Genomic DNA, 20,188 nt, shown 5'->3' with positions numbered 1-20,188 from the left:
AGTCGTCGACCACGACCTCACACCGACGGGGCAGCCCTCGTCAGGGCGTTGATAATACGGTCATCAAGGTCTCCAGATTCGGAATCAGTGAGGTTTGCCAATAATTTATTCACAAACTTCATGAGTCGACGGCGAGGAAGCCCGTACGTCGTGCAGATCTTCATGACGCGCGGGTCACCAATGAGTCGCACGAAGATCGTCCCCAGCCGGTAGTAACCACCGAAGTGGTGCCGAAGGGCGCGCGGGTACCCCTGAAGCGCTTTCTCGGCAGCCGGTGTCTGGTGGCCACAGTAATAGGCCTCAGCGATGGCGTCAGCCGCCAACTCACCGGCCTCCATGGCGTAATCGATGCCCTCGCCATTAAATGGGTTAACCATGCCGCCGGCATCCCCTACAAGTAGCAGACCGTCGTGATAGTGAGGTTGACGATTAAACGCCATCGGCAAGGCGGCACCGCGGATCGGCCCCTCCTGGTGTTCTTCGTCAAGGGTCCACTCGGCGGGCAGATGTGACAGCCAGCGCTTCATCAAGGAGCGGTAGTCAGTGTTCCCAAAGGCGGCAGAGGAATTGAGCATTCCCAAACCGATATTGACCGTTCCATCCCCCTCAGGGAAGGCCCAGCCGTAGCCCGGCAAGAGGTCAGATTCTTGCGGGGTCCCGTCCCACGGTTCTAGCCAGCTCTCCAAATTACGCGACTCCGACAGCACAGAGCGGTAATAGGCGCGTACCGCCACGCCCATCGGACGATCGTCCCGCTTGTGCAGGCCCATCGCTAAGCCGAGTCGAGAAGAATTGCCATCGGCTGCGACGATAACGGGGGCGGAATACTCGGCACCCTCGGACGTACGGACGCCGCGAATACGGCCGTTAGGATTGAGGATCGGCTCAATGACATTAGCATTCTCAACGAGGGTGACTCCCTGCGACTCGGCGTGACGGGCCAGACGCTCGTCGAGAACCGTGCGTCGGCACACCATGCCGAAATTGGGGTAGTCAGCCAGCTCGGGCCAAGGAAGAACAAAGGGGGTGACACGTCCACCGTGGATCCGCAACCCCTCAGTGTGTTTCCACCCGGCTTTTTCGGAGACGTCTATTCCCAACCGGATGAGCTGCTTGACAGCACGCGGAGTCAGGCCGTCACCGCAGACCTTGTCGCGGGGGAAGGTCGCCTTCTCCAGCAGGGTGACGTGCAACCCCCTGCGGGCAAGATGTGCGGCAGTCGCCGAACCGCCGGGACCAGCACCGACGACGACGACGTCGGACTCCATCTGACTCGTCACGTGGACCCTCCTCATCGACGACGGCGCCGAACTACCGGCATCTGCAAAGGCGAGTCTAGGGGCTGTCAGCTACAAGCATGTCGGCGCGCCAGGTTCACGAAGCCGGAAGGCAGATAAACCTCTACCCGGGACGCCGTCGTCTCCAACACCTTAGTGACACTATGCAGTGCTATGCTCCAAACGAAAGTCTAAATGATTTTCGCTAATTTCCATACGTACGACATATCGGGAGACCATCATGTTCGTCCAAATCGCTGCCAGCCTGGCAGCCGCATCGACCATTGCACTCGGCGTTCCCGGAGCTGCCACACCCCTTAATGGAAGCCAACTTCCGACCGGTCCCCAAGTGTCGGTGACGGACCCTGCACAGCACACTGGACCGTTCAGTACGGCCACCCCTCTCACCATTAAGGTCAAGCCAAGCGCCCCATGCGTGAGAGCCGACGGTCGCCAGCAATCCCTGGTGGCCCGCGTCCTCGACGACAAGGGCCATCAGGTATGGTCCGGAACGTTCGACGAGTCACAGCTCATCGGCGGCACTGGACGTGGCACTGCAACGTTCCACGTTGGATCCGCGGCCGCAGCATTCAACTTTCACGGCGGCAAGCGCACCACCTACCGGGCTCTCGGCTACTGTGCCTACCCGCACTACGTTAACGGCACCCGGGAGCGTCTCTCCCAGGTGAGCGTCAAGACATTCACGGTGGATCCCGCCATCAACTGAGCTAATAGGCGTGGGCAGCGCCGCCAGGCCAACGCGAATTGGCCGTTCTCGTCGGCGCTCATAGCGATGAGACGGCGCTGCCCATGTAGACATCTGGGTTATCCTGCCACCGTGATCCTTGCCCCAGGTTCAGCCCGTTTGTGCGCCCGCACCGTCTCGATCCCGGACCCAGGCCCGCTCGAAAACTACATGACGCCCGAGGACTCGGTATGCTTTTTGCACCGCAACTACGGCATGGTCGGGTTAGGTGAGATCACACGATTCGAGACTGATTCCCCGGCAGCCGCCGACGTCTGGTGGGAGGCGTTGTGCGACGATCTTGAGCACGAGACCGAGATACCTGGCGCTGAGGCCACCGGGCCAGTCGCTTTCGGATCGTTCACTTTTGACCCGGACAGGTCCTCGTCACGGTCCGTGATGATCCTTCCCAAGACGATTATTGGACGCTGGCCCGGTTACTCCTGGCTCACCCAGCTCTCCCAGGACAGCATTACCGATGACGCCCCTCGCCAGCAAAGCGTACCCCGGTCCCCCGGATCTATGACATTGCGTGACGGCGTCGTCAACAAGTCGAGTTGGCGTCAGGTCGCCCGACTCGTCCAGGGCATCATGGGGCCTGAAGAGCTCGACCAGATCGTTCTCATGCGTGACCTCGAGGCCAAAGCTGGCTCCCCCATCGACCCGCGATGGATCGTCGAGGTCCTGCGTCGTCAATTCCCTAACGCATATACCTACCTTGTCGAAGGATCTGTCGGCACCACTTCAAAGCTCACCGTCGGAGTAAGCAAATCCTTAATCACTTCCCGGGTATTAACCCATTCCCCCGCTACTGACGCCAACCACCAGACCCTGTTGTCTGCGCTTCAGGGCACGGGGCCGCTAGCAGCCCACCACGACGAGATCGTCGAGCAGACTTGCGAACGTCTCGAGCAGTTCTGCGACACGGTCCACGTTCCTGATTGTCCAGGATGTGTCTATAGCGACGCCTCAAACTATCTCGTTACCGACGTCACTGGTGTCCGCTCCCCCGACCAGGGGTCTTGTCTGGCCCTCGTGGACGCCCTATGCCCGCCAGCCTTTGTCACCGGACTACCACCACATCGCGCCATGTCCGTGCTGGCCGAAGTTGAGCACGTCGACCGGGGCCGTGTTTCCGGCCCCACCGGTTGGGTCGATTCCTTGGGCAATGGCCAGTGGGTTACTGACTGTCGTGGCGGCCAGATCGACGCCACCGATCCCTCACTCGTCCACATCTTCTCTGGCCATCCCGTCGGTCATGACGACGACACGGACGTTTTATCGACCGAAGCGGAGCATCGCATCGACGTGCTGCGGAATCTCTTCCCAGTTGACGTTAGTTGAAGCTTCACCATACGAAGTCCAGTGGTGGGACAGCTCGGCAGCGGCACGCACCGATAACCGACCCGATCCCGCCCGGCGGTCATCTCCGCTTACGCTCAATGACCTTCTTTTCGGCCTTACCGCCTCGCGCTTCCTGACGGGCTTCCGTTAGCTGTCGCTGCGATTCCTCGCGCATTTCAGCCAGGTCCTGCTGGTTCATTCCGCCCATGCGCAGGAATCCGAACACCACCACAGCGATGAACACCGATACCCACGGCGACCATCCCAGCACCACTGGGATGGTGACGACAGCAACCATGTCAAACCCACGGATGAGGTTGAACATCAACCCGGGAGGCATTGCGCCGGCCTGGGTTGCCACCATCGGCGAGGAGTAATCGGCCGGTTTTGCACTCACCCACCGAATCGCACCAGCAAGGCCACCAGCAGCCGTCACCAAGCCGTACATGATGGCCTGCTCCCACGGTCTTGAGGTCGCCGAACCGGCGCCGTGGAAGGCTGGCATAACGGCAATCGCCCACAACGCTGCTGCCACCGCAGGAATCACTGAGGCCGCCGAAATCACCTGGCTAGTCGTGAAAGGTAAACAACGCACCAGGCCTTTGCTGCGGGTAAGCACTCGCAGGCTGGTAAAGAAGGGCACCAATGCCGCGACGAGTACTAGGGCCGACACTGGAACCGTCAAGGCACCAAATCCCAGGGCTGAGACGGCGTAGGGCACCACAGCCGTCACGATGAGGGTAAGCAGCGGCTTCGGGGAACGCATGATGCGTTGCACATCTCGCCACACCAGGGCCTTCAATCCCTCACCCCGCCCGCGGGTGGCGCGTACCTGGCCGCGCTCAATGGCCTCACGCTCCTGAAGGATGTCGCGTATAAGGGCGAAGTCGAGGGCGAATGCGGCCCCCTGCATACCGGAGGCCAGTGAACCACCGGCCATAAGACGGGCCCGTCGGATCCGGTTCAGACGCAGTCGTGCCAGCAATAACGTGACGACAAGTAGCGCCGTCCCAGCCCCGGCCACTGCCCAGGCGGAAGTGAAGTTAGCGTCACTCGACACCGGCACCGCGTACCATCCCGACGCCGTCGAAATGACTCCCAGCAATACCGTCAGACCAGCTAACCCAGCTAACGCCTCGATGGCTTTCACTGACCAGGTACGTTCGGCCCCTTGCTCAGCGGCCGCAAAGGAGACAACTCCGGCAGCGCCTAGGGCGGTCGCCAGGGTCCAGGCGACGACGGCCTTGCCAGCGGCTCCGGTGAGAGCAGCCACCAAGGCTCCCAAGACAGCACCACCGAGCACCGAAACGAGCACCGCAGCTCGCAGTCGTTTAGCGAGGAATTTAGCCCGGTCAATGGGAGCGTCCATGAGCCAGAACCCCTCAGCCGCCGAGGCGAGTACTGGTCCGAACACCCGAGCCGCGGCCAACGCAAAGGCCAACACTCCTGACAATGCCGCCCACGGCAGCAGGCCGCGTGCCGTCTGGCATCCCGTCGAGGTGCAACCCGAGGCCTGCCCCTGGGCCTGTACGATGAGGCTAACGATCATGGCGAGGACGACGACCAGCGAAAAGACGAGCACGTAAGCATCGCCTATGGCCTGCCAGATATTGCGGGTGGTACGGCCTTTACGCCAGTCACCCATCAGGAGGGAGAGCTGGCGCTCGTCGGCCTGACCACCGAAGAATTCGTCGGGACGGTGAGCGATGACTAACTCCGGATCGGGGGCGACCACCGCCTCAACCCTGGCGGTCTGCGGTTCAGGCTGGGACGCCTTGGAGCGGGGCTTGGAGTGCTTGTCGTTGCGCCGACTCATCCGCGCGGGCCTCCCAGCTCAACGGTTCGGGCCCCCAGGGTCGCAACGAGGGCCGGCTCGTGACTGGCCATCACGATGGCGAGACCGTGATTCATCTCCTGGCGCAGCCTCTTGCCGAGCCAGGCAACACCTTCGACGTCAAGGCGGGCTTCGGGCTCATCAAGGACGAGGAGTTTGCGAGGGCGCACGAGGGCCGTTGCCAGACCCAGCCGTCGCCGCTGGCCCGAGGAGAGGGTGCCAGGAAGCTGGCCGGACTGTGGGACGAGCTGGACCTCCTCAAGCACCTCATCAACGAGGGCGTCAGCATCGACCAGGCCGTGAGCGCGGGCAAGTAAGTCGAGGTGCTCCACCACCGACAGATCAGGGAAGAAATCAAGGTCGTCAATGACCGTGGCAACGTTGCGACGGAACTCCGGGTTCGTCTCGGAAACTTTTTTGCCAAGCACCTCGATCGTTCCAGAGCTTGGACGATCGGCTCCCACCAGCATCCTTAATACCGTCGACTTACCGGCACCGTTGCGGCCAGTGAGGGCGACGGCTTCTCCTTCGCGGACGATGAGGGAGAGGCGATCAATGATGGTTCGGTCACCGTAGGACTTCGAGATGTCCTTGGCAACGAGGACGGTAGAGCGGGATGCCATGTTGGCTATTCTCCCGCACTTGTGAGACCTACCTCAACCTGCGCCCAACCCGATCGAGGGAATCAGGGGACACGCACCCCCTTCGCGGGAACCCACCCCGATCGAGGGAGGTGAGGGGGGAGTCGCCTGCCCCTTAAAATGAAACTCGTGTTGACAACCCGAGCCACCCTGGATAAGCACCACACCGATGTCGCATCAATGTTCGATGGGGTGGCGAAGCGCTACGACCTTATGAACCAGATTATGACGCTGGGGGTGGTCGACACTTGGCGTGACCTTGTCGTTGACGCCGTAGAGCCGGAACCCGGCCAGATCGTCCTCGATCTGGCGGCCGGAACCGGCACATCCTCAGCTACTTTCGCAGCTCGAGGTGCGCAGGTTTACCCCACCGATATTTCCACCGGGATGCTGGCGGTAGGCAAGCAACGTCAGCCCCATCTGCACTTCGTGGCCGGGGACGCCACTTGTTTACCCTATGCCAATAACTCTTTTGACGCGGTAACAATCTCTTACGGTCTACGTAACGTCGAGGATTCCCAACAGGCGCTGCGTGAGATGCTGCGTGTCACCAAACCGGGCGGTCGCGTCGTTGTCTGCGAATTCTCGTACCCCACTTGGGCGCCGTTCCGCCACGTCTACACCAAGTATCTGCTGGCTGCGATACCGGCGATGGCGCGGTTGGCCTCGTCGAACCAACAGGCCTATAACTACCTGGCTGAGTCGATCCTCGCTTGGCCCGACCAGACCCACCTGGCGGACATGATGGCCGAGTGCGGCTGGCAGGCCGTGGCATGGCGCAACATTTGCGGTGGGGTGGTGGCTCTGCATCGTGGCTGGAAAGGCAGTGTCGGCCCCCATCCCAATGGCCACCGTCATGACGATGCCCACTGGCAGGAAGGAGATGGCCTGAGGTGAAAGGCCCTTCCTCCCCCATCCTCCTTAGCGCCTGGGCAGCTTGCAGTTGTCCGGTTAAGACTCAGAACACTTTCGACCCACAATTGTCCGAGCCGGTTGGGGATCCCCGCGACGACGAGCTCTTTGCGGGCGCGCAAACCCATATGACGGCGGTCTGTGACGCTTTGGCTGCTATCGCTGACGCTGTCGATGTGCGATCTGACACGGCTAGCCCAGCCAGCCGTCGAGCTGCGACTCACCGGGCTATAGATGCCGGGGCACCCGTCATCGTCTGCCCGGAACTACCATCGTCTCCCCAAGGCCATCGCTCTGGTTCTCCGGATGCCCTCGTGCTGGCCGGAATCCGCGCCGATAGGGGCCCCGGATACCTACCGCTTATTATCAAGGACTACCTTGTTTTGGAAAAACACCACACGCTAGCCGAATTCACGTGGGTGTCTCCGCTTGACGACCCGGATCCTCGTCATGCCCGAATGTCACTCGACCAGACATTTCGTGCTAGCCGGGAGCGCGCTCTCATCCAGGCTGTCCACCACTGGCGCTTGCTTGACGACCTCGGTCTGGTGGCCACCCCTGACCAGTGCCCGAACCATCGTCGTCTGGTGGGGCTGGTCGGTCGCGACGAGATCGCCATTTTGAGTGACGCCCTGGCAGTCTCCTGGTTGGACCTCGACCATAAGTTCATCCGTACGTTCTCACGGTCGGCGGCGTCGGGATGGCGTCGACGCAGCCTATTTGACCGCTATGACCACGAGCACACGTTCCGGGTCTCGGTCGCCGAACACGCCCTAGCTGGAGGCGAGCCGATGGTCGCCCCAATTGTGGTGCCAGAGTGCGAGTCGTGCCAATGGTGGGCCACTTGCGAGCCGCGTCTTGCCGACGATGACCTGTCCCTGCGCATCTCGAAGGCTCCGCTGGACGTTCGGGAAATCTCGACCCTGCGTCGCCTCGGAGTAGCGACGGTTAACAATCTGGCCGACGTGAGCCTCGACGAGCTGCTGCCGGTTTACCTGCCTGAGGTGCAGCACCGTCCCCGTTCGGAGCAGAGATTGCGGGCAGCGGCCAGGCGGGCTCGACTCATCCGCGAGGGCGTGCTGCTGGAACGTAACGATGAAGGCCCGATCGAGGTGGCCTCCTCGCGTCTGGAAATTGACTTCGATATCGAGACGTCCCCCGATGGCCGCGTCTACTTGTGGGGGTTTGAGGTCAGCGACCCTGAACGTCTACTCGATTCGACCACAGGCTGCGAGCCCTACTACGTGGCGTTTAGCGATTTCACCGATATGGACGATGCTACCGAGCACAAGCTGGCTGCCCGTGCAATCCGGTGGCTTGAGGGTATCGTCAACGCCCATCCCGAGACGATCATCGTCCACTATTCTGACTACGAGATCGTCCATTTGCGTCACTTCGGCCATGTTTGCGAGGACGAACGCGCTGCCGTCCAACGCCTCCTCGGCTCGGGCTGTTTTGTGGATCTCTTTACCACGATCAGGGCCCATTTCTTTGGGGTTAATGGAATTGGACTCAAGGTCGTCGCGACGGCCGGGGCGGGATTCTCTTGGCGCGACCCAGATCCAGGCGGCCTGAATTCCCAGACCTGGTGGGACCTTGCTGTCCACGACCCAGATCCAGACGTCCGGGCGGCGTCCAGGACTCGGGTGCTGGAGTACAACGAAGACGATGTGCGGGCCACCCTGGCTGTTCGCCGTTGGCTCAACGACACGTATCAGGCTCAGCCCTGAGTCACGTGGCCCCAGGGCCTTGACATTCACGCGATGCGGTTACGCAGTTCAACCATTGAACGCGTGAACGAGCACGACGAAGTTCCAAGCCTCGAGAGGACATCGTGGTGGCGGTCTTATGAGGGGGAACACAGAGGTACAGCTGTGTGGGTTGTGATGTGGTTATTTTTGCTCGTGTTGATAACTGGGGCCAGCGCAAAAGACGACGTGGCCTGGTGGTAGCGTCTCATCTTGCTAGCAGAAAGTTAGCTTTTACTAAGTTTCTAACCCTTAGGAGAAACGATGCGTCGCACAAGGATCACCGTGGCAGCTGTAACAGCAACCGCCCTGGTCGGGTCAATAGCAGCTATCACCCTCTCTCTCCCCCCCCCCCCGCGAGTGCCACTTCTGACAAGGGCAGCTCCGTAACCCAGTCAGCTGCCCTCCGTCCCGACACCAACAAGACAAAAATCGACGCGGACTGCCGCAAGGCCATCATCAACGACCTGAAGCTGCGCGCCGCGATCGTCGACGCCCTCATCAAGGCCGGGCTCAGTGCGGCCGACGCAGCCGCTCTGGCCCCCCGCATCGCCGCAGAAATGGCAACAGAGGGGCCCTTATCATCAACCACAACCATCTGAAAGCCCTCGTCGCTTCCCAACTGGGCCTCATAGCAGACGCCAAGATTCAACGCGCAGCTGCAGCCATTGACGTCAGCTTCAAGGCCATCCTGGCCGCGTCGATCATCCCCAACGCACTGGGATCAGCCGCACTGAAGAGCGCGGTCATCACAGACCTCGTCGCGGCTGGTATCGACAAGCACCTGGCACGAGCCACCGCAGTGGCTATCGTCGCCACCGCACTCAACCCCGCCCTTGGGCCCATCGCGAAGATCGAACTCATCAAAGCCGAGATCGCCGCTCAAGCAGACCTTCTCATCAGAAGGGGTGTCCACCTCCAGAAGGCAGCCATCGAGCACATCATCGGCCGAGCCTTCGACACTGCTGTAGCGACCGCAATTATCAGCTCCCCGATCCTGAGCGCGCGCATCGTCACTCACCTTGTCAGGGCTGGAATAGACAAGTCCATTGCCATCAGCCTTGCGCCCCGTATCGCCAAGCGCCTAGCAAAGGAGCCGCTGCTGGCGTTCAACACCGCTAAGCTCGTTAAGGACATCGCCCAAGAAGTCGTCGACGTCCGCAACACTAAGGAAGCCGTAGCAATCTACAAGCAGCTCAAGGCAGAGCTACCAACCCTGGACGGGCTCGTGCAGAAGGCCTGCACCCCGAAACCGGCTCCCGATCCGACACCGACCCCAACTCCAACCCCGACTCCGACTCCAACCCCAACCCATGCGGCCACACCCAATAGGTCGATCAGCCGTACAACGGATCGCCACGACCTTGGGTCTCGCGATCTCCAAATCGCGGCCTCCGCGTTGACCCACGTAAAGGCCCTCCCAGCAACAGGAGTCTGACACCTTCAAGAGAGGCTCCAGAGTCCCTCTAACAACCACAATGGCCGTGGTCCACATCTGTAGACCACGGCCATTGGCTCTTCCCCTAAAAAAAGGGGGTAGAAGAGTTTTCAGCGACCTTTAGCGCAGTAGGTGTACACAGTAATAGGCGATATTTTCGACAGACGAAGTCGAAAAATAGGTTCGATTTCACCGTAGCTGTGGGTTCCATTCTTGCCCTGGACGCCATTCTTTTCCGGAGACGACCGATCTGTCAATAAATATAAATGATGGATGAACCGAGGCATAGCTCGATTAGGATTTCGCACCTCGATTGCCTCGAGACTTATCCGACGAGGGCGCCCACGAACAGGCCGATCGAGCACACCAACTCGGCGAGTCCGGTGTTCTTCAACGCCGACACCAACGCCATCCCCGTGGCCTTGGTGACCATTGCCCTTACCGGGGAGACGAGTAAGGCAATCGCAAACAAGCCGAACAGAGTCCACCACGTCGTCAAGGCCGCGACGGCAACCACCCCGACGCAGGCCAGCGTCACCAGAACGAGGTAAAAGATCCGTGTCCCCTGGTGCCCAAGCTTGGTGGCCAGAGTGTGCTTGCCACTGACGCGGTCACCATCGATATCGCGCAGGTTATTAGCCGTCAACACCCCGCAGGCCGTTGCGCCGATGAGGCAGGCCGCCACCCAACCAGCCGCACCGACGTGGTCAGTCTGCACATAGACCGTGCCGCCGACGGCAACCAGCCCAAAGAACATGAAGACGAAGATCTCCCCTAGCCCAGCGTAACCGTAGGGGTGGGAGCCCCCGGTGTAGAACCAGGCGGCGAGAATGCAGACCACCCCCACGGCGATGAACCACCAATGCCCGGTGACGATAGTGATGATCAGTCCGGCCACTGCCGAGACCCCGAAACACGCGAAAGCCGCAGCCTTGACCTGGGCGGGTTCAGCGATTCCTGACCCGACCAACCGAAGCGGACCAACTCGATTATCACCGTCGGAGCCGCGAATACCATCGGAGTAATCGTTGGCGAAGTTCACCCCGATGACCAGTCCCAAGGCCACCACTAGGCACAGCGCGGCCAGTCCCCAGCATGCACCACTATCGGCGATAGCGATCGCGGTACCTGCCAACACCGGCGCGATTGCGGTGGGAAGGGTGCGGGGGCGAGCCCCTTCAAGCCATTCAGCTGCTGTGGCCATAGACAACTCCCTAAGTCAGTGGTAGACACGCGAACTGTGCGCGTCAGGCGGGCGTTGAGCGGAAGATCTTTTCAGGACGTGCACCTAATGGCGACCATATCGCCGCTGCACGTTCAAACCCGCATCTACACAAGCTAACGAAACGATAAATAACCACAGAAGCCCTTACATCCCCATTCGAGTTTGGCAGGAGACCTCGCCGTGAGAACCATGTTCGCCAGCCTGACCGTTCCGAACTATCGGATCTACTTCTCGGGCACTCTCATGACGAACATGGGCCAGTGGATGGCTCGCACCGCCCAGTCCTGGCTGGTACTCATCATTTTAACCCACGGCAACGCCGCAATGCTTGGCTGGGTAATGGCGGTCAACTTTGCACCAATTCTCCTCGTCACACCGTGGGCTGGCGCCCTGGCCGACCGAATGTCCAAGCGTCGCATCATGGTGGCGGCACAGTCCGCCATGGCTGTTGACGCGGCCATTCTTTCCATCCTTGTCCTCACCGGAACGGTGCAGCTGTGGATGGTTTTCGTTATCTCAGCGATGGACGGCGTCGCCGGAGCCTTCTACAGCCCAGCCACCCAGGCCTTCGTCTCCGAGCTGGTCCCGCTAAAAAACCTCCCCAATGCGGTGAGCCTCAACTCGGCGTCCTTTAATGGCGCCCGGTTGCTAGGCCCGGGCCTCGGTGGCTTGCTCATTGCGGGAGTCGGTGTCGGCTGGGTGATGGCAATCAACGTCGCTTGCTTCATGGGGTTCATCTCCACCCTGCTGCTCATCAAGGCTGATCGCCTCTACACCTCCCCGCCAGCAAACGACAAAGCCCGAGTCCGCGACGGCATCCGTTACGTTAAGCGGCGTCCAGACCTCGTCATTTTGTTGACGATCGGTTTCATGATGGGCACCTTCGGATTCAACTTCAACATCTCTGACGCCGTCATGGCCACCCAGGCGTTTGGCAAAGGGTCCGGACAATACGGCCTCCTCGGTTCCCTTATGGGCATCGGGTCAATGGCCGCCGCCCTAGAAGCAGCTCGACGCAAGCCGCGGCTGCGCTGGGTCGAACTCGCCCTGTTGGTCTATAGCATCAGCATGGCCTTGTCGACGCTGGCGCCAAACTACGGCACCTTCGCCGTCCTGAAGATCTTTGTCGGATGGGGAGCCATCTCGACCCTCATCACCGCCAACGCCATGGTGCAGACCTCCGTCAGGCCGCAAATGCGTGGCCGGGTCATGAGCTTGTGGGCCGCCCTGGTCATGGGCGGCACCCCGTTCGTCTCCCCGATCGTCGGCTGGATCGGCAATACGGTCGGCCCGCGCGCCACGGTCGCCTGGGGAGCCATCAGCCTCGGCATCACCTTTGTGATCATCACTGCCGTGATCATGCACAACGATCACATTCGGGTCGTCTTCGATCCCTCCAAGCGGGCGCCGTGGCTGCGGCAGGTTCGCGGCAAAGTGACCATCGACTACGTCCAGCAAACGAAGTAAGTCAGCCAGTCGCGCATCAGCAAGTGGGCACGCTGCACGGTGTAACAATCCCCCTCTGGAATTTCGGGATCGGGATGGTTCACTGGTGCCATGAAGAAACTCATCAATGCTGTTGAGGATATCATCGTTGATTCCCTGCGCGGCGTAGCGGCCGCCCACCCTGACTCTCTGAAAGTCGATCTCGAACATCGCATCGTGCTGCGCGCCGACGGACCGGTCAGCGGAAAGGTTGGTCTGGTTTCTGGTGGCGGTTCCGGCCACGAGCCGCTGCACTCGGGCTACGTCGGACGAGGTATGCTCGACGCCGCCTGCTGCGGGGAGGTCTTCACCTCCCCCGTTCCTGACCAAATTACCGAGGCCACCAAGGCCGTCGACGGTGGTGCTGGCGTGCTCCACATCGTCAAGAACTACACCGGTGACGTTATGAACTTCGACATGGCTGCCGAGATGGCCTCGATGGAGGCTGGCATCCACGTCGCGTCCGTCATCATCGCCGATGACGTTGCCGTACAGGACTCCCTGTACACCGCCGGGCGACGCGGGGTGGGTTTGACGGTGCTGGCCGAAAAAATCCTCGGTGCAGCAGCTGAAGAAAAGCGTGATCTCGACGCCCTGCTCGAGCTCGCAAAACGCATCAATGACGGTGGTCGTTCCTTCGGCGTAGCCCTCACCTCTTGCACCGTCCCGGCAGCCGGCAAACCCACTTTCGACCTCGGCGCGAACGAAATGGAGTTGGGCGTCGGCATCCATGGCGAGCCCGGTCGCGAAACCGCCACGTTGGGCACTGCCGCCGAGGTTGCCGCCCAGATCATCGAACCTATCCTGGCTGATCGTGACTTCACCAAAGCCCCGGTCATCGCTATGCTCAACGGCATGGGCGGCACTCCTCTCATTGAGCAGTACCTCGTGTGGGGCGAAGTCGCCAAGATTCTGGCAGGAAAGGGCGTCGCGGTTGCCCGCACCTTGGTCGGCAATCACATTACGAGCCTGGAGATGGCAGGATGTTCTTTGACCTTGCTCTCCGCTGACGACGATCTCCTGACGCTGTGGGATGCCCCAGTGGAGACTTCTGGACTTCGATGGGGATGCTGATGTCTGAAATTTCTGCCGTGACCGTTTCTGAGTGGCTCAAGGACTACTCAGCGGTCATCTCGGAACATGCGAATGAGCTCACTGACCTGGATCGCCAGATTGGTGATGCTGACCACGGCTCGAATATGGCTCGCGGGATGACCGCAGTGGCCGCCCTCGACCCGGAGTCCTTCACCTCTGCCTCCGAACTCCTCAAGAAAGCAGGAATGACGCTGGTAAGCACCGTCGGTGGCGCTTCCGGTCCTCTCTACGGCACTTTCTTTCTGCGGCTGTCGACGGTTATCAAGACTGACGGCGAGCCCAATGCCCAGTTGCTCGCCGAAGCCCTCGACGCTGGCTTGGCCGGCATCGTGGCACGCGGCAAAGCTGAGGTCGGCGACAAGACTCTGGTTGACACCCTGTCCCCTGCCGTTGACGCTGCCAAGCAGGTTGCTGCCGGCGGTGGTTCTGTTGTCGAAGCGCTCATAAAGGCAGCCGAAGCCGCTAACAAAGGCCGCGACGCGACTATCGAGATGGTGGCTCGTCGCGGCCGAGCATCATATCTTGGGGAACGAAGCAAGGGGCACCAAGACCCCGGAGCCACCTCAATGGCCCTGCTCATCGAGTCCGCAGCACAATGCCTGTCAGGAGCTAATCATGAGTGACCAAGGTGTTGGAATCGTCATCGTCTCCCATAGCCGCCCATTGGGCCGAGCTGTGGCTGACCTGGCATCGCAAATGCTGCCTGGCCCAGAGATTCCCCCCATTGAGATTGCCGCCGGTCTTGACGACACCACTTTAGGCACCGACGCCTCCGCGGTAAGCGCGGCGATCAAAAAGGTGGGCGGCTGTGACGGGATCCTCGTTCTCGTCGACCTCGGATCGGCAATTCTCTCAGCAGCAATGGCCCTGGACTTCCTCGATCCCGACATCGCTAACAAAGTCAAGATCTCCACTGCCCCGCTGGTCGAGGGGGCTGTCGTCGCGGCCGTCATGGCATCAACGGGCGCCGAGTTAGAGGTCGTCGCTGCCGAAGCAGAAAAGGCCCTAGACCCGAAGGTTTCCCAGCTCTCCAATGACTGAACCTGGGCGGTGTCGGGTTCGCTCAGACATTACCGTTGTGCCTTCATAGGCTCGCCTCCTGACGAGGACGGTGCAGCTAGTGAGCCTTTCACAGCTCCCAGTTGACCAGATCGTCTTCACCAAGCTCACCATCAGGCCAGACTGCCCGCACGACGCCAGCTGCTGCCAGTGCCTTGCGGCATCCAGAACACGGCTTATCGGTCACGTAGGCCGTCGATCCAGCAGTATCTCGGGTGGCGAAGAGCAGGGCGTTCACCTCGGCGTGAATGGCTATGCAGAATCCGGGGGAACCGGGCACGTCATAGTCGGAAAATGCTGGCACCTCGCCATAGCCCAGTTGACCGCGCGGGCAAGCTCCTTCTAAGCAGTCCGGACGGCCGGGAGCGGCGCCGTTGTACCCCGTAGCGATAATGCGATGCTCGTGAACGAGCAGAGCCCCCACTCGACGGCGAGTGCACTTAGCGCGCGCCGAGACAGCCTCAGCTATACCCAGGAAATACTCGTCCCAATCGGGCACTGTTACGATCTTGCCGTTCACCTCGGCCATCTTGGACTCCTCTCGCTCAGCTTCATGCGTTCACGCCCGCTAGGCGCCGCATTCACTGAATCACCATGTCCGACCATAACCCGGGTCAGACGTCCATATCCTCGTAAGAACGCGGGTCCTCGATAGGTTCCAAATGGCCGCTCACCCTCATCTCGGGCCATTCTTTAAGAATTTCATCAATGAGGTCTTCCATAGTGTCATGGCCTTGCTTGACCGTCCAAGACCCTGGAACGAGCATGTGAAACTCGAGAAATTGTCGGTATCCAGCTTCACGGGTGCGCACCGCATGGAACGTAATGTGCTCATTGGAGTGGGCGTCAAGGAAATCCCGGATAGCCGCGTTATCCTCCTTGGGTAAGGAAACGTCGAGCAAAGCAGTACTCGACTGTCCGACGAGTTTGGCCCCAGTGACGAGGATATTGATCCCCACCGCGAGGGCAACGATCGGGTCGAGGCGCTGCCACCCCGTCAGCCAGACCAGGCCCACTCCTACCAGAACGCTGACGGAAGTCCACACATCGGTGAGAAGATGCTTGCCGTCGGCGATAAGGGTCATCGATCGACGGTTGCGGCCATTCCTGAGCAGAACCCACGCGACCGCTCCGTTGATGATTGAGGCTAGCACCGAGACCAACAGGCCGATACCGACGTCCTCAATGGACTGGGGATGGAGAAATCGCTGAATCGCGGTGTACACAATGACCGCAGCAGCGATGAAGATCATCATGCCCTCAGCACCGGCTGAAAAGTATTCGGCCTTGGAATGACCAAAATGATGGTTCTTGTCCGGAGGTCGGATCGACACCTTGAGGGCGACGAGGGCGATGATGGCTGCAACGAGGTTCACGAGGGATTCAGCGGCGTCCGAGAGCAATCCGACCGATCCGGTAATCCGCCAGGCGAGAGTCTTTAGCAGGATTGTCGCGGTAGCCGCTGTGATTGACAGCCATGCAAAGCGGCTAAGGTCCTCCGGAGGTCGGTGCCTCGAGGCGACCGCGGGAAAGTCGGGAATTGTTGTCACCCGAGCATTGTCCCAGCCCAACCTGTGCTCCCCAAACAGGACAGGTGAGCGCCCTGTTAGGACGCAGCGTGTGCGTCCTGGACAAACTCTGCATGGTGGATGGGCGGGGGAGACAGCCGTCACCATAGCCACGGCAGCTACGGTGGAGGGGGTGTCACGATACTGAAACCTCTTGGGTGAAGGATAGGGATGCAAGCAAGTACTTCGTGATGATTGCAGGAGGTTTCTTATGCCCATCAAACCACACAAGCTCGGGATTATCGGAGTCGGCCGGGTCGGTGATGCCGTGCTTTCCGACGCCATGATGAGCGGCCTCTTCGGCGAGATTTGCGTCATTGACATCAATGAAAAGATGGCTGCCGGGCAGGCCCTCGACCAGCATCACGCTACCGCACTGCCCAACGTCACCAGTGTCGCTGTGTACGCCGGCGACTACGATAGCCTGTCTGACGCCGACGTCATCATTTTGACTGCCGGGCCATCTATCGACGCATCCAAAGGCCCAGCCACCGGCGCTGCGCGGCGTGAGTTGGCTGCCACTAACAGCAAAATCATCCGCTCCACCATGACGGAGATCACCAGCCGCAACCACGACGCAGCTATCATCATCTGCTCCAACCCTCTCGATGCCCTTGTCCACATCGCTAGCACCGAGTTTGACCACCCGCAGGGCTTGGTGCTCGGCACCGGAACGATCCTTGATTCGGCCCGCATGTGTCGTGTAATCGCCGACCATCTCGGCGTCGACCCAGACTATGTGCGCGGCTACATGATCGGAGAGCACGGGCCGTCTGGATTCCCGATGTTTACCGGAGTCAATGTTGGCGGCGTCGGTTTTGACAGCCTGGCTAAGCTCTTTGATGCCGATCCGATGGACCGCGACGAGCTGACCACGCGTATTAACGATGCCGGTACTGCCGTGCTCAACCTCAAGGGCTGGACGAGCGCTGGCATCGGCCAGTCGGCGATCACCATTGCGCGCTCTATCCTCCTCAATGAGCACGCCGTCTACCCGGTTTGCACCACTCTGCACGGCCAGTACGGCCACGACGGTGACGTGTCTATGGGTGTGCCGTGCGTTATCGGCGCTAAAGGCGTCGAACGCATCCTCGAGGTGCCGCTGGACGACTGGGAGCAAGCTCACCTGGTCACCACCATCAAGGCCATCCAGGAGACCGTCGAGGCGGCCTCCTGAGCATCCTTTCCTGAAGTCCGTAGGATCGAGTCATGGAACTCCCCTCATGGCTCGGTATCCCTACCCTCGCATTCGGACTCGGGAGTCGAACCCCCCAGCAGGGTCTAGTCCTTGCCGGGGGCGGGTCGAGGACCTCCTTCCAGATGGGGGCGCTGCGGCACCTTTATGACGTCGTCGGGATTGCCCCCACCGCGGTGGTAGCCACTTCAGCTGGGTCGATTGTGGCCTGCGCTCTGTCCCAATGGACCGATCCAGCCAAGCAATCGGCGGCACTGCGCCAGCTGGAGACGATGTGGCTCGGAATGACCGATAAGTCCGACATGTTCACGCCGCGGACATGGTTTTCCCGGTTGCTCGAGAAGGGTCCGGAATGGATGTCCTTGCTCAACCGAGAAGCCGCTAGAGCCAAGAGCCAGCGTCCCTGGATGAGCTTGCCATTCCATCGCGGCCCCGAACAGACGAAAGTCCCCGATCCAGCAGAACCTATCGCTGGCCGTGACGACGACCGCCTCACCGGTCAGGCGTCGACCTTGGAAATGGCCACTCGTGACGACCCCGTTGCGTGTGATTCCTGGACCCCAGGTGTCGTCCTGCAGCTGCTGTCAGCCCTGTCCCGATTGAGCCTCGACGGTGGCGATATTTCGGCGATCGCGACAATAACCCCATCGGCTCCTCAACCTTTGATGTCTCTCGCGGGGTGCTCGCCTCCTGTTCCATTCCCGGGGTATTCCGTCCTGTTTACCTCGACGGAGAGCACTACGTCGACGGTGGACTGCGGGAAAATGTGCCGGCCGAGATGGCTATCGGGCATCTCGGCGTCACAAACCCCTACGTCATCACGTGTTCGCCACGAGGAGCCGCACGAGAGTCCGATTTCGGCTCCCGCAACATGCTCGATCTAGTAATGAGGTCGGTGTCGATCCTAACCGACGAGACCGAACGGGACGAGGTGGCTTATGCTCTCAATGCTGGGGCCGTCGTCATCGGCCCCGAGATTTCCGTGCATGACTCCATGACAGTCGATCCTGGCCTGCTACGCATCAACCGTGATTACGGCTGGATGTGCTCGGCGGAGAGACACGTCAAGTCGGGGTTTGACGATCACGAGCTCGTCAAGGATGCGGTACGTACTCGGGTGCGCGGCTGGGAGCTCGAACAAGCCTGGCTTAAGGAAGAAGCCTCCCGTCACGACATGAACGAGATGCAGCACGTCAAGGACCATTTACGCGACGTTGCGGCCCGACTACCGCTCGATCTAGCTCCTGACGGGGTCGAGACGTGGGGGCGGATTCTCGAAGGACACGGCCATCCGCAAGCCCCCGAGGATGTCGTCATCCCCTGGCAGACGTAAGACCATTCTGGAAGTCTCCGCCTACGGCACGATGGTGGCGAACGAGGCTCGCCACCATCGTGTCGTAAATGTCTCAGATGAGCTCGTTGAGATCGGCAACCGAATCAAGAATGATGTTGGGACGGTAGGGGTACTGCTCGACGTCCTCACGTTTGGTGATGCCCGAGAGTACCAGGACGGTCAGCAGCCCAGCCTCCATACCAGCAACCATGTCGGTATCCATCCGATCACCGATCATGGCGGTGGTCTCAGAGTGGGCCTCGATGCGATTCAAAGCTGAGCGGAACATCATCGGATTCGGCTTTCCGACGATGTAGGGCTTGTGCTTCGAGGCAGCCTCGATCATCGCGGCGACGGCGCCGGTGGCGGGCAACGGCCCGTCCTTACTGGGACCAGTCGCATCGGGGTTGGTGCAGATGAACCTGGCACCGTCGACGATGAATCTGACGGCCCGGGTAATGGCCTCGAACGAGTAGGTACGAGTCTCCCCGAGGACGACGTAATCGGGCTCGGTGTCGGTGAGGATGAATCCTGCCTCGTGCAGGGCCGTCGTCAGGCCGGCCTCACCAATGACGTAAAGGCGAGCTCCAGGCTGCTGGTCGGCTAGAAAATGGGCGGTAGCCAGGGCGGAGGTCCAGATATTATCCTCCGGCACCGTCAAACCCGACACCTGCATCCGGGCAGCCAGGTCACGCGGGGTGAAGATCGAGTTGTTGGTCAACACTAGGAATCGCTTCGAGGTGTCGACCCAACGATTGATGAGATCGCTGGCGCCAGGCACCTCATGGTTCTCGTGGACGAGCACACCGTCCATGTCGGTCAGCCAGCACTCGATGTCTGCGGGATCTCTCATGACTCTAAGCCTATCGATAGGCGGGCATGCACATGAAGGATGCACCCCAAACGGAACCTATGACCACCTGGACGCCAGGAGTGCGCACGATTCACGCTGCTTCTCCCCTGCCGTCTGTTCTACGGCTTCGACGGGCTATGACGATGAGGTGCCCCCACTGGGACTCGAACCCAGGACCCGCGGATTAAAAGTCCGCTGCTCTAACCAACTGAGCTACGGGGGCCCCCCTAGTGTAGCGATGGTTTCGCCAGCATGCGAAGCGACCACGCATCCAGTCATCGATTCCCGGTCACTCGCCGCAGGAATCTCGGTTACTCAGCGCGTGACGTGAAAATACCTACTCATAAGCGTCAACCCGTACTTCAGAGTTGCCATGAGATTTTCAGACTCGCCTTGGCAACGGCGGCAATCGAGACGATCACCTGCACCATGCGCG

At 60.6% G+C, this 20,188-nt stretch carries 16 protein-coding genes, 1 tRNA gene and 2 pseudogenes; 11 read left to right on the top strand and 8 right to left on the bottom strand.

The window, feature by feature from the left end; all coding sequences use genetic code 11:
* Nucleotides 1-17: 17 nt before the first annotated feature.
* A complete protein-coding gene (locus F1563_RS09975) occupies nucleotides 18-1,295 on the bottom strand; it encodes a geranylgeranyl reductase family protein (protein ID WP_002527917.1) in 1,278 nt (425 codons plus the stop codon).
* Nucleotides 1,296-1,518: 223 nt separating this feature from the next.
* Between F1563_RS09975 and roxP the strand changes: the two genes are divergently transcribed.
* Entirely contained in the window at nucleotides 1,519-2,004 is a 486-nt protein-coding gene (roxP, locus tag F1563_RS09970; protein WP_002514937.1) for an oxygenase RoxP, read from the top strand.
* A 189-nt stretch (nucleotides 2,005-2,193) separates the two neighbouring features.
* The gene (locus tag F1563_RS09965; RefSeq protein ID WP_002527918.1) at nucleotides 2,194-3,366 is read left to right on the top strand and encodes an isochorismate synthase; all 1,173 of its coding nucleotides are present in this window, start codon (nucleotides 2,194-2,196) and stop codon (nucleotides 3,364-3,366) included.
* Between the two features lie 79 nt (nucleotides 3,367-3,445).
* Here F1563_RS09965 and F1563_RS09960 read toward each other — a convergent pair whose 3' ends face one another.
* Nucleotides 3,446-5,182, bottom strand: a complete 1,737-nt coding sequence (locus tag F1563_RS09960) for a DUF6297 family protein (protein WP_002546852.1) — start codon at nucleotides 5,180-5,182, stop codon at nucleotides 3,446-3,448.
* Nucleotides 5,179-5,832: an ABC transporter ATP-binding protein gene (locus F1563_RS09955; protein ID WP_172623695.1), complete on the bottom strand. Its 654-nt coding sequence runs from the start codon at nucleotides 5,830-5,832 to the stop codon at nucleotides 5,179-5,181. Before F1563_RS09955 ends, F1563_RS09960 begins: the two co-directional genes overlap by 4 nt.
* A 129-nt stretch (nucleotides 5,833-5,961) precedes the next feature.
* On the opposite strand from F1563_RS09955, the gene F1563_RS09950 reads away from it, so the two are divergent.
* The 3 genes and pseudogenes from F1563_RS09950 to F1563_RS13685 all read left to right on the top strand — a co-directional run bounded on the left by F1563_RS09950 (nucleotide 5,962) and on the right by F1563_RS13685 (nucleotide 9,939).
* The gene (locus F1563_RS09950) at nucleotides 5,962-6,738 is read left to right on the top strand and encodes a demethylmenaquinone methyltransferase (protein ID WP_002527921.1); all 777 of its coding nucleotides are present in this window, start codon (nucleotides 5,962-5,964) and stop codon (nucleotides 6,736-6,738) included.
* Nucleotides 6,735-8,483, top strand: coding sequence for a TM0106 family RecB-like putative nuclease (locus F1563_RS09945; RefSeq protein ID WP_007434094.1), 1,749 nt, complete (start codon nucleotides 6,735-6,737; stop codon nucleotides 8,481-8,483). Before F1563_RS09950 ends, F1563_RS09945 begins: the two co-directional genes overlap by 4 nt.
* A 282-nt stretch (nucleotides 8,484-8,765) precedes the next feature.
* Nucleotides 8,766-9,939 (top strand): annotated as a pseudogene (locus F1563_RS13685) (adhesin).
* A 325-nt stretch (nucleotides 9,940-10,264) separates the two neighbouring features.
* Here the strand turns inward: F1563_RS13685 and F1563_RS09925 are convergent.
* Nucleotides 10,265-11,143, bottom strand: coding sequence for a 1,4-dihydroxy-2-naphthoate polyprenyltransferase (locus F1563_RS09925; RefSeq protein ID WP_002527927.1), 879 nt, complete (start codon nucleotides 11,141-11,143; stop codon nucleotides 10,265-10,267).
* Between the two features lie 210 nt (nucleotides 11,144-11,353).
* On the opposite strand from F1563_RS09925, the gene F1563_RS09920 reads away from it, so the two are divergent.
* The 4 genes from F1563_RS09920 to dhaM all read left to right on the top strand — a co-directional run bounded on the left by F1563_RS09920 (nucleotide 11,354) and on the right by dhaM (nucleotide 14,785).
* Nucleotides 11,354-12,631 (top strand): MFS transporter, encoded by a 1,278-nt coding sequence (locus F1563_RS09920; protein WP_002527928.1) that lies wholly within the window; start codon nucleotides 11,354-11,356, stop codon nucleotides 12,629-12,631.
* 90 nt (nucleotides 12,632-12,721) lie between these two features.
* Nucleotides 12,722-13,723, top strand: a complete 1,002-nt coding sequence (dhaK, locus tag F1563_RS09915; RefSeq protein WP_002527929.1) for a dihydroxyacetone kinase subunit DhaK — start codon at nucleotides 12,722-12,724, stop codon at nucleotides 13,721-13,723.
* Entirely contained in the window at nucleotides 13,711-14,367 is a 657-nt protein-coding gene (dhaL, locus tag F1563_RS09910; RefSeq protein ID WP_002527930.1) for a dihydroxyacetone kinase subunit DhaL, read from the top strand. The genes dhaK and dhaL overlap by 13 nt, the downstream gene beginning before the upstream one ends.
* Nucleotides 14,360-14,785, top strand: coding sequence for a dihydroxyacetone kinase phosphoryl donor subunit DhaM (gene dhaM / locus F1563_RS09905; RefSeq protein ID WP_002527931.1), 426 nt, complete (start codon nucleotides 14,360-14,362; stop codon nucleotides 14,783-14,785). Before dhaL ends, dhaM begins: the two co-directional genes overlap by 8 nt.
* An 88-nt stretch (nucleotides 14,786-14,873) precedes the next feature.
* On the opposite strand, the gene F1563_RS09900 is transcribed toward dhaM, so the two are convergent.
* Nucleotides 14,874-15,332: a deoxycytidylate deaminase gene (locus F1563_RS09900; RefSeq protein ID WP_002527932.1), complete on the bottom strand. Its 459-nt coding sequence runs from the start codon at nucleotides 15,330-15,332 to the stop codon at nucleotides 14,874-14,876.
* 85 nt (nucleotides 15,333-15,417) lie between these two features.
* Nucleotides 15,418-16,353, bottom strand: a complete 936-nt coding sequence (locus F1563_RS09895) for a cation diffusion facilitator family transporter (protein WP_002533849.1) — start codon at nucleotides 16,351-16,353, stop codon at nucleotides 15,418-15,420.
* A 229-nt stretch (nucleotides 16,354-16,582) separates the two neighbouring features.
* On the opposite strand from F1563_RS09895, the gene F1563_RS09890 reads away from it, so the two are divergent.
* The gene (locus F1563_RS09890) at nucleotides 16,583-17,548 is read left to right on the top strand and encodes an L-lactate dehydrogenase (RefSeq protein WP_002527934.1); all 966 of its coding nucleotides are present in this window, start codon (nucleotides 16,583-16,585) and stop codon (nucleotides 17,546-17,548) included.
* A gap of 32 nt (nucleotides 17,549-17,580) precedes the next feature.
* Nucleotides 17,581-18,899, top strand: a pseudogene (locus F1563_RS09885) (patatin-like phospholipase family protein).
* A 73-nt stretch (nucleotides 18,900-18,972) separates the two neighbouring features.
* Here F1563_RS09885 and F1563_RS09880 read toward each other — a convergent pair.
* Both F1563_RS09880 and F1563_RS09875 read right to left on the bottom strand, forming a co-directional pair.
* Nucleotides 18,973-19,752 (bottom strand): HAD-IIA family hydrolase, encoded by a 780-nt coding sequence (locus tag F1563_RS09880; protein WP_002527937.1) that lies wholly within the window; start codon nucleotides 19,750-19,752, stop codon nucleotides 18,973-18,975.
* A 149-nt stretch (nucleotides 19,753-19,901) separates the two neighbouring features.
* Nucleotides 19,902-19,975 (bottom strand) — tRNA-Lys (locus tag F1563_RS09875).
* Nucleotides 19,976-20,188: the final 213 nt, after the last annotated feature.

It is taken from the genome of Cutibacterium modestum (assembly GCF_008326345.1).
In the GTDB taxonomy this organism is placed as follows: Bacteria; Actinomycetota; Actinomycetes; order Propionibacteriales; family Propionibacteriaceae; genus Cutibacterium; species Cutibacterium modestum.
The sequence above is the reverse complement of the archived record's forward strand: the minus strand, read 5'-3'. Positions and strand labels throughout refer to the sequence as shown.

Coding starts and splice junctions, on each gene's coding strand:
- F1563_RS09975 (WP_002527917.1), bottom strand. CDS start 1,295: ATGAGGAGGGTCCACGTGACGAGTCAGATGGAGTCCGACGTCGTCGTC.
- roxP (WP_002514937.1), top strand. CDS start 1,519: ATGTTCGTCCAAATCGCTGCCAGCCTGGCAGCCGCATCGACCATTGCA.
- F1563_RS09965 (WP_002527918.1), top strand. CDS start 2,194: ATGACGCCCGAGGACTCGGTATGCTTTTTGCACCGCAACTACGGCATG.
- F1563_RS09960 (WP_002546852.1), bottom strand. CDS start 5,182: ATGAGTCGGCGCAACGACAAGCACTCCAAGCCCCGCTCCAAGGCGTCC.
- F1563_RS09950 (WP_002527921.1), top strand. CDS start 5,962: ATGAAACTCGTGTTGACAACCCGAGCCACCCTGGATAAGCACCACACC.
- F1563_RS09925 (WP_002527927.1), bottom strand. CDS start 11,143: ATGGCCACAGCAGCTGAATGGCTTGAAGGGGCTCGCCCCCGCACCCTT.
- F1563_RS09920 (WP_002527928.1), top strand. CDS start 11,354: ATGTTCGCCAGCCTGACCGTTCCGAACTATCGGATCTACTTCTCGGGC.
- dhaK (WP_002527929.1), top strand. CDS start 12,722: ATGAAGAAACTCATCAATGCTGTTGAGGATATCATCGTTGATTCCCTG.
- dhaL (WP_002527930.1), top strand. CDS start 13,711: ATGGGGATGCTGATGTCTGAAATTTCTGCCGTGACCGTTTCTGAGTGG.
- dhaM (WP_002527931.1), top strand. CDS start 14,360: ATGAGTGACCAAGGTGTTGGAATCGTCATCGTCTCCCATAGCCGCCCA.
- F1563_RS09900 (WP_002527932.1), bottom strand. CDS start 15,332: ATGGCCGAGGTGAACGGCAAGATCGTAACAGTGCCCGATTGGGACGAG.
- F1563_RS09890 (WP_002527934.1), top strand. CDS start 16,583: ATGCCCATCAAACCACACAAGCTCGGGATTATCGGAGTCGGCCGGGTC.
- F1563_RS09880 (WP_002527937.1), bottom strand. CDS start 19,752: ATGAGAGATCCCGCAGACATCGAGTGCTGGCTGACCGACATGGACGGT.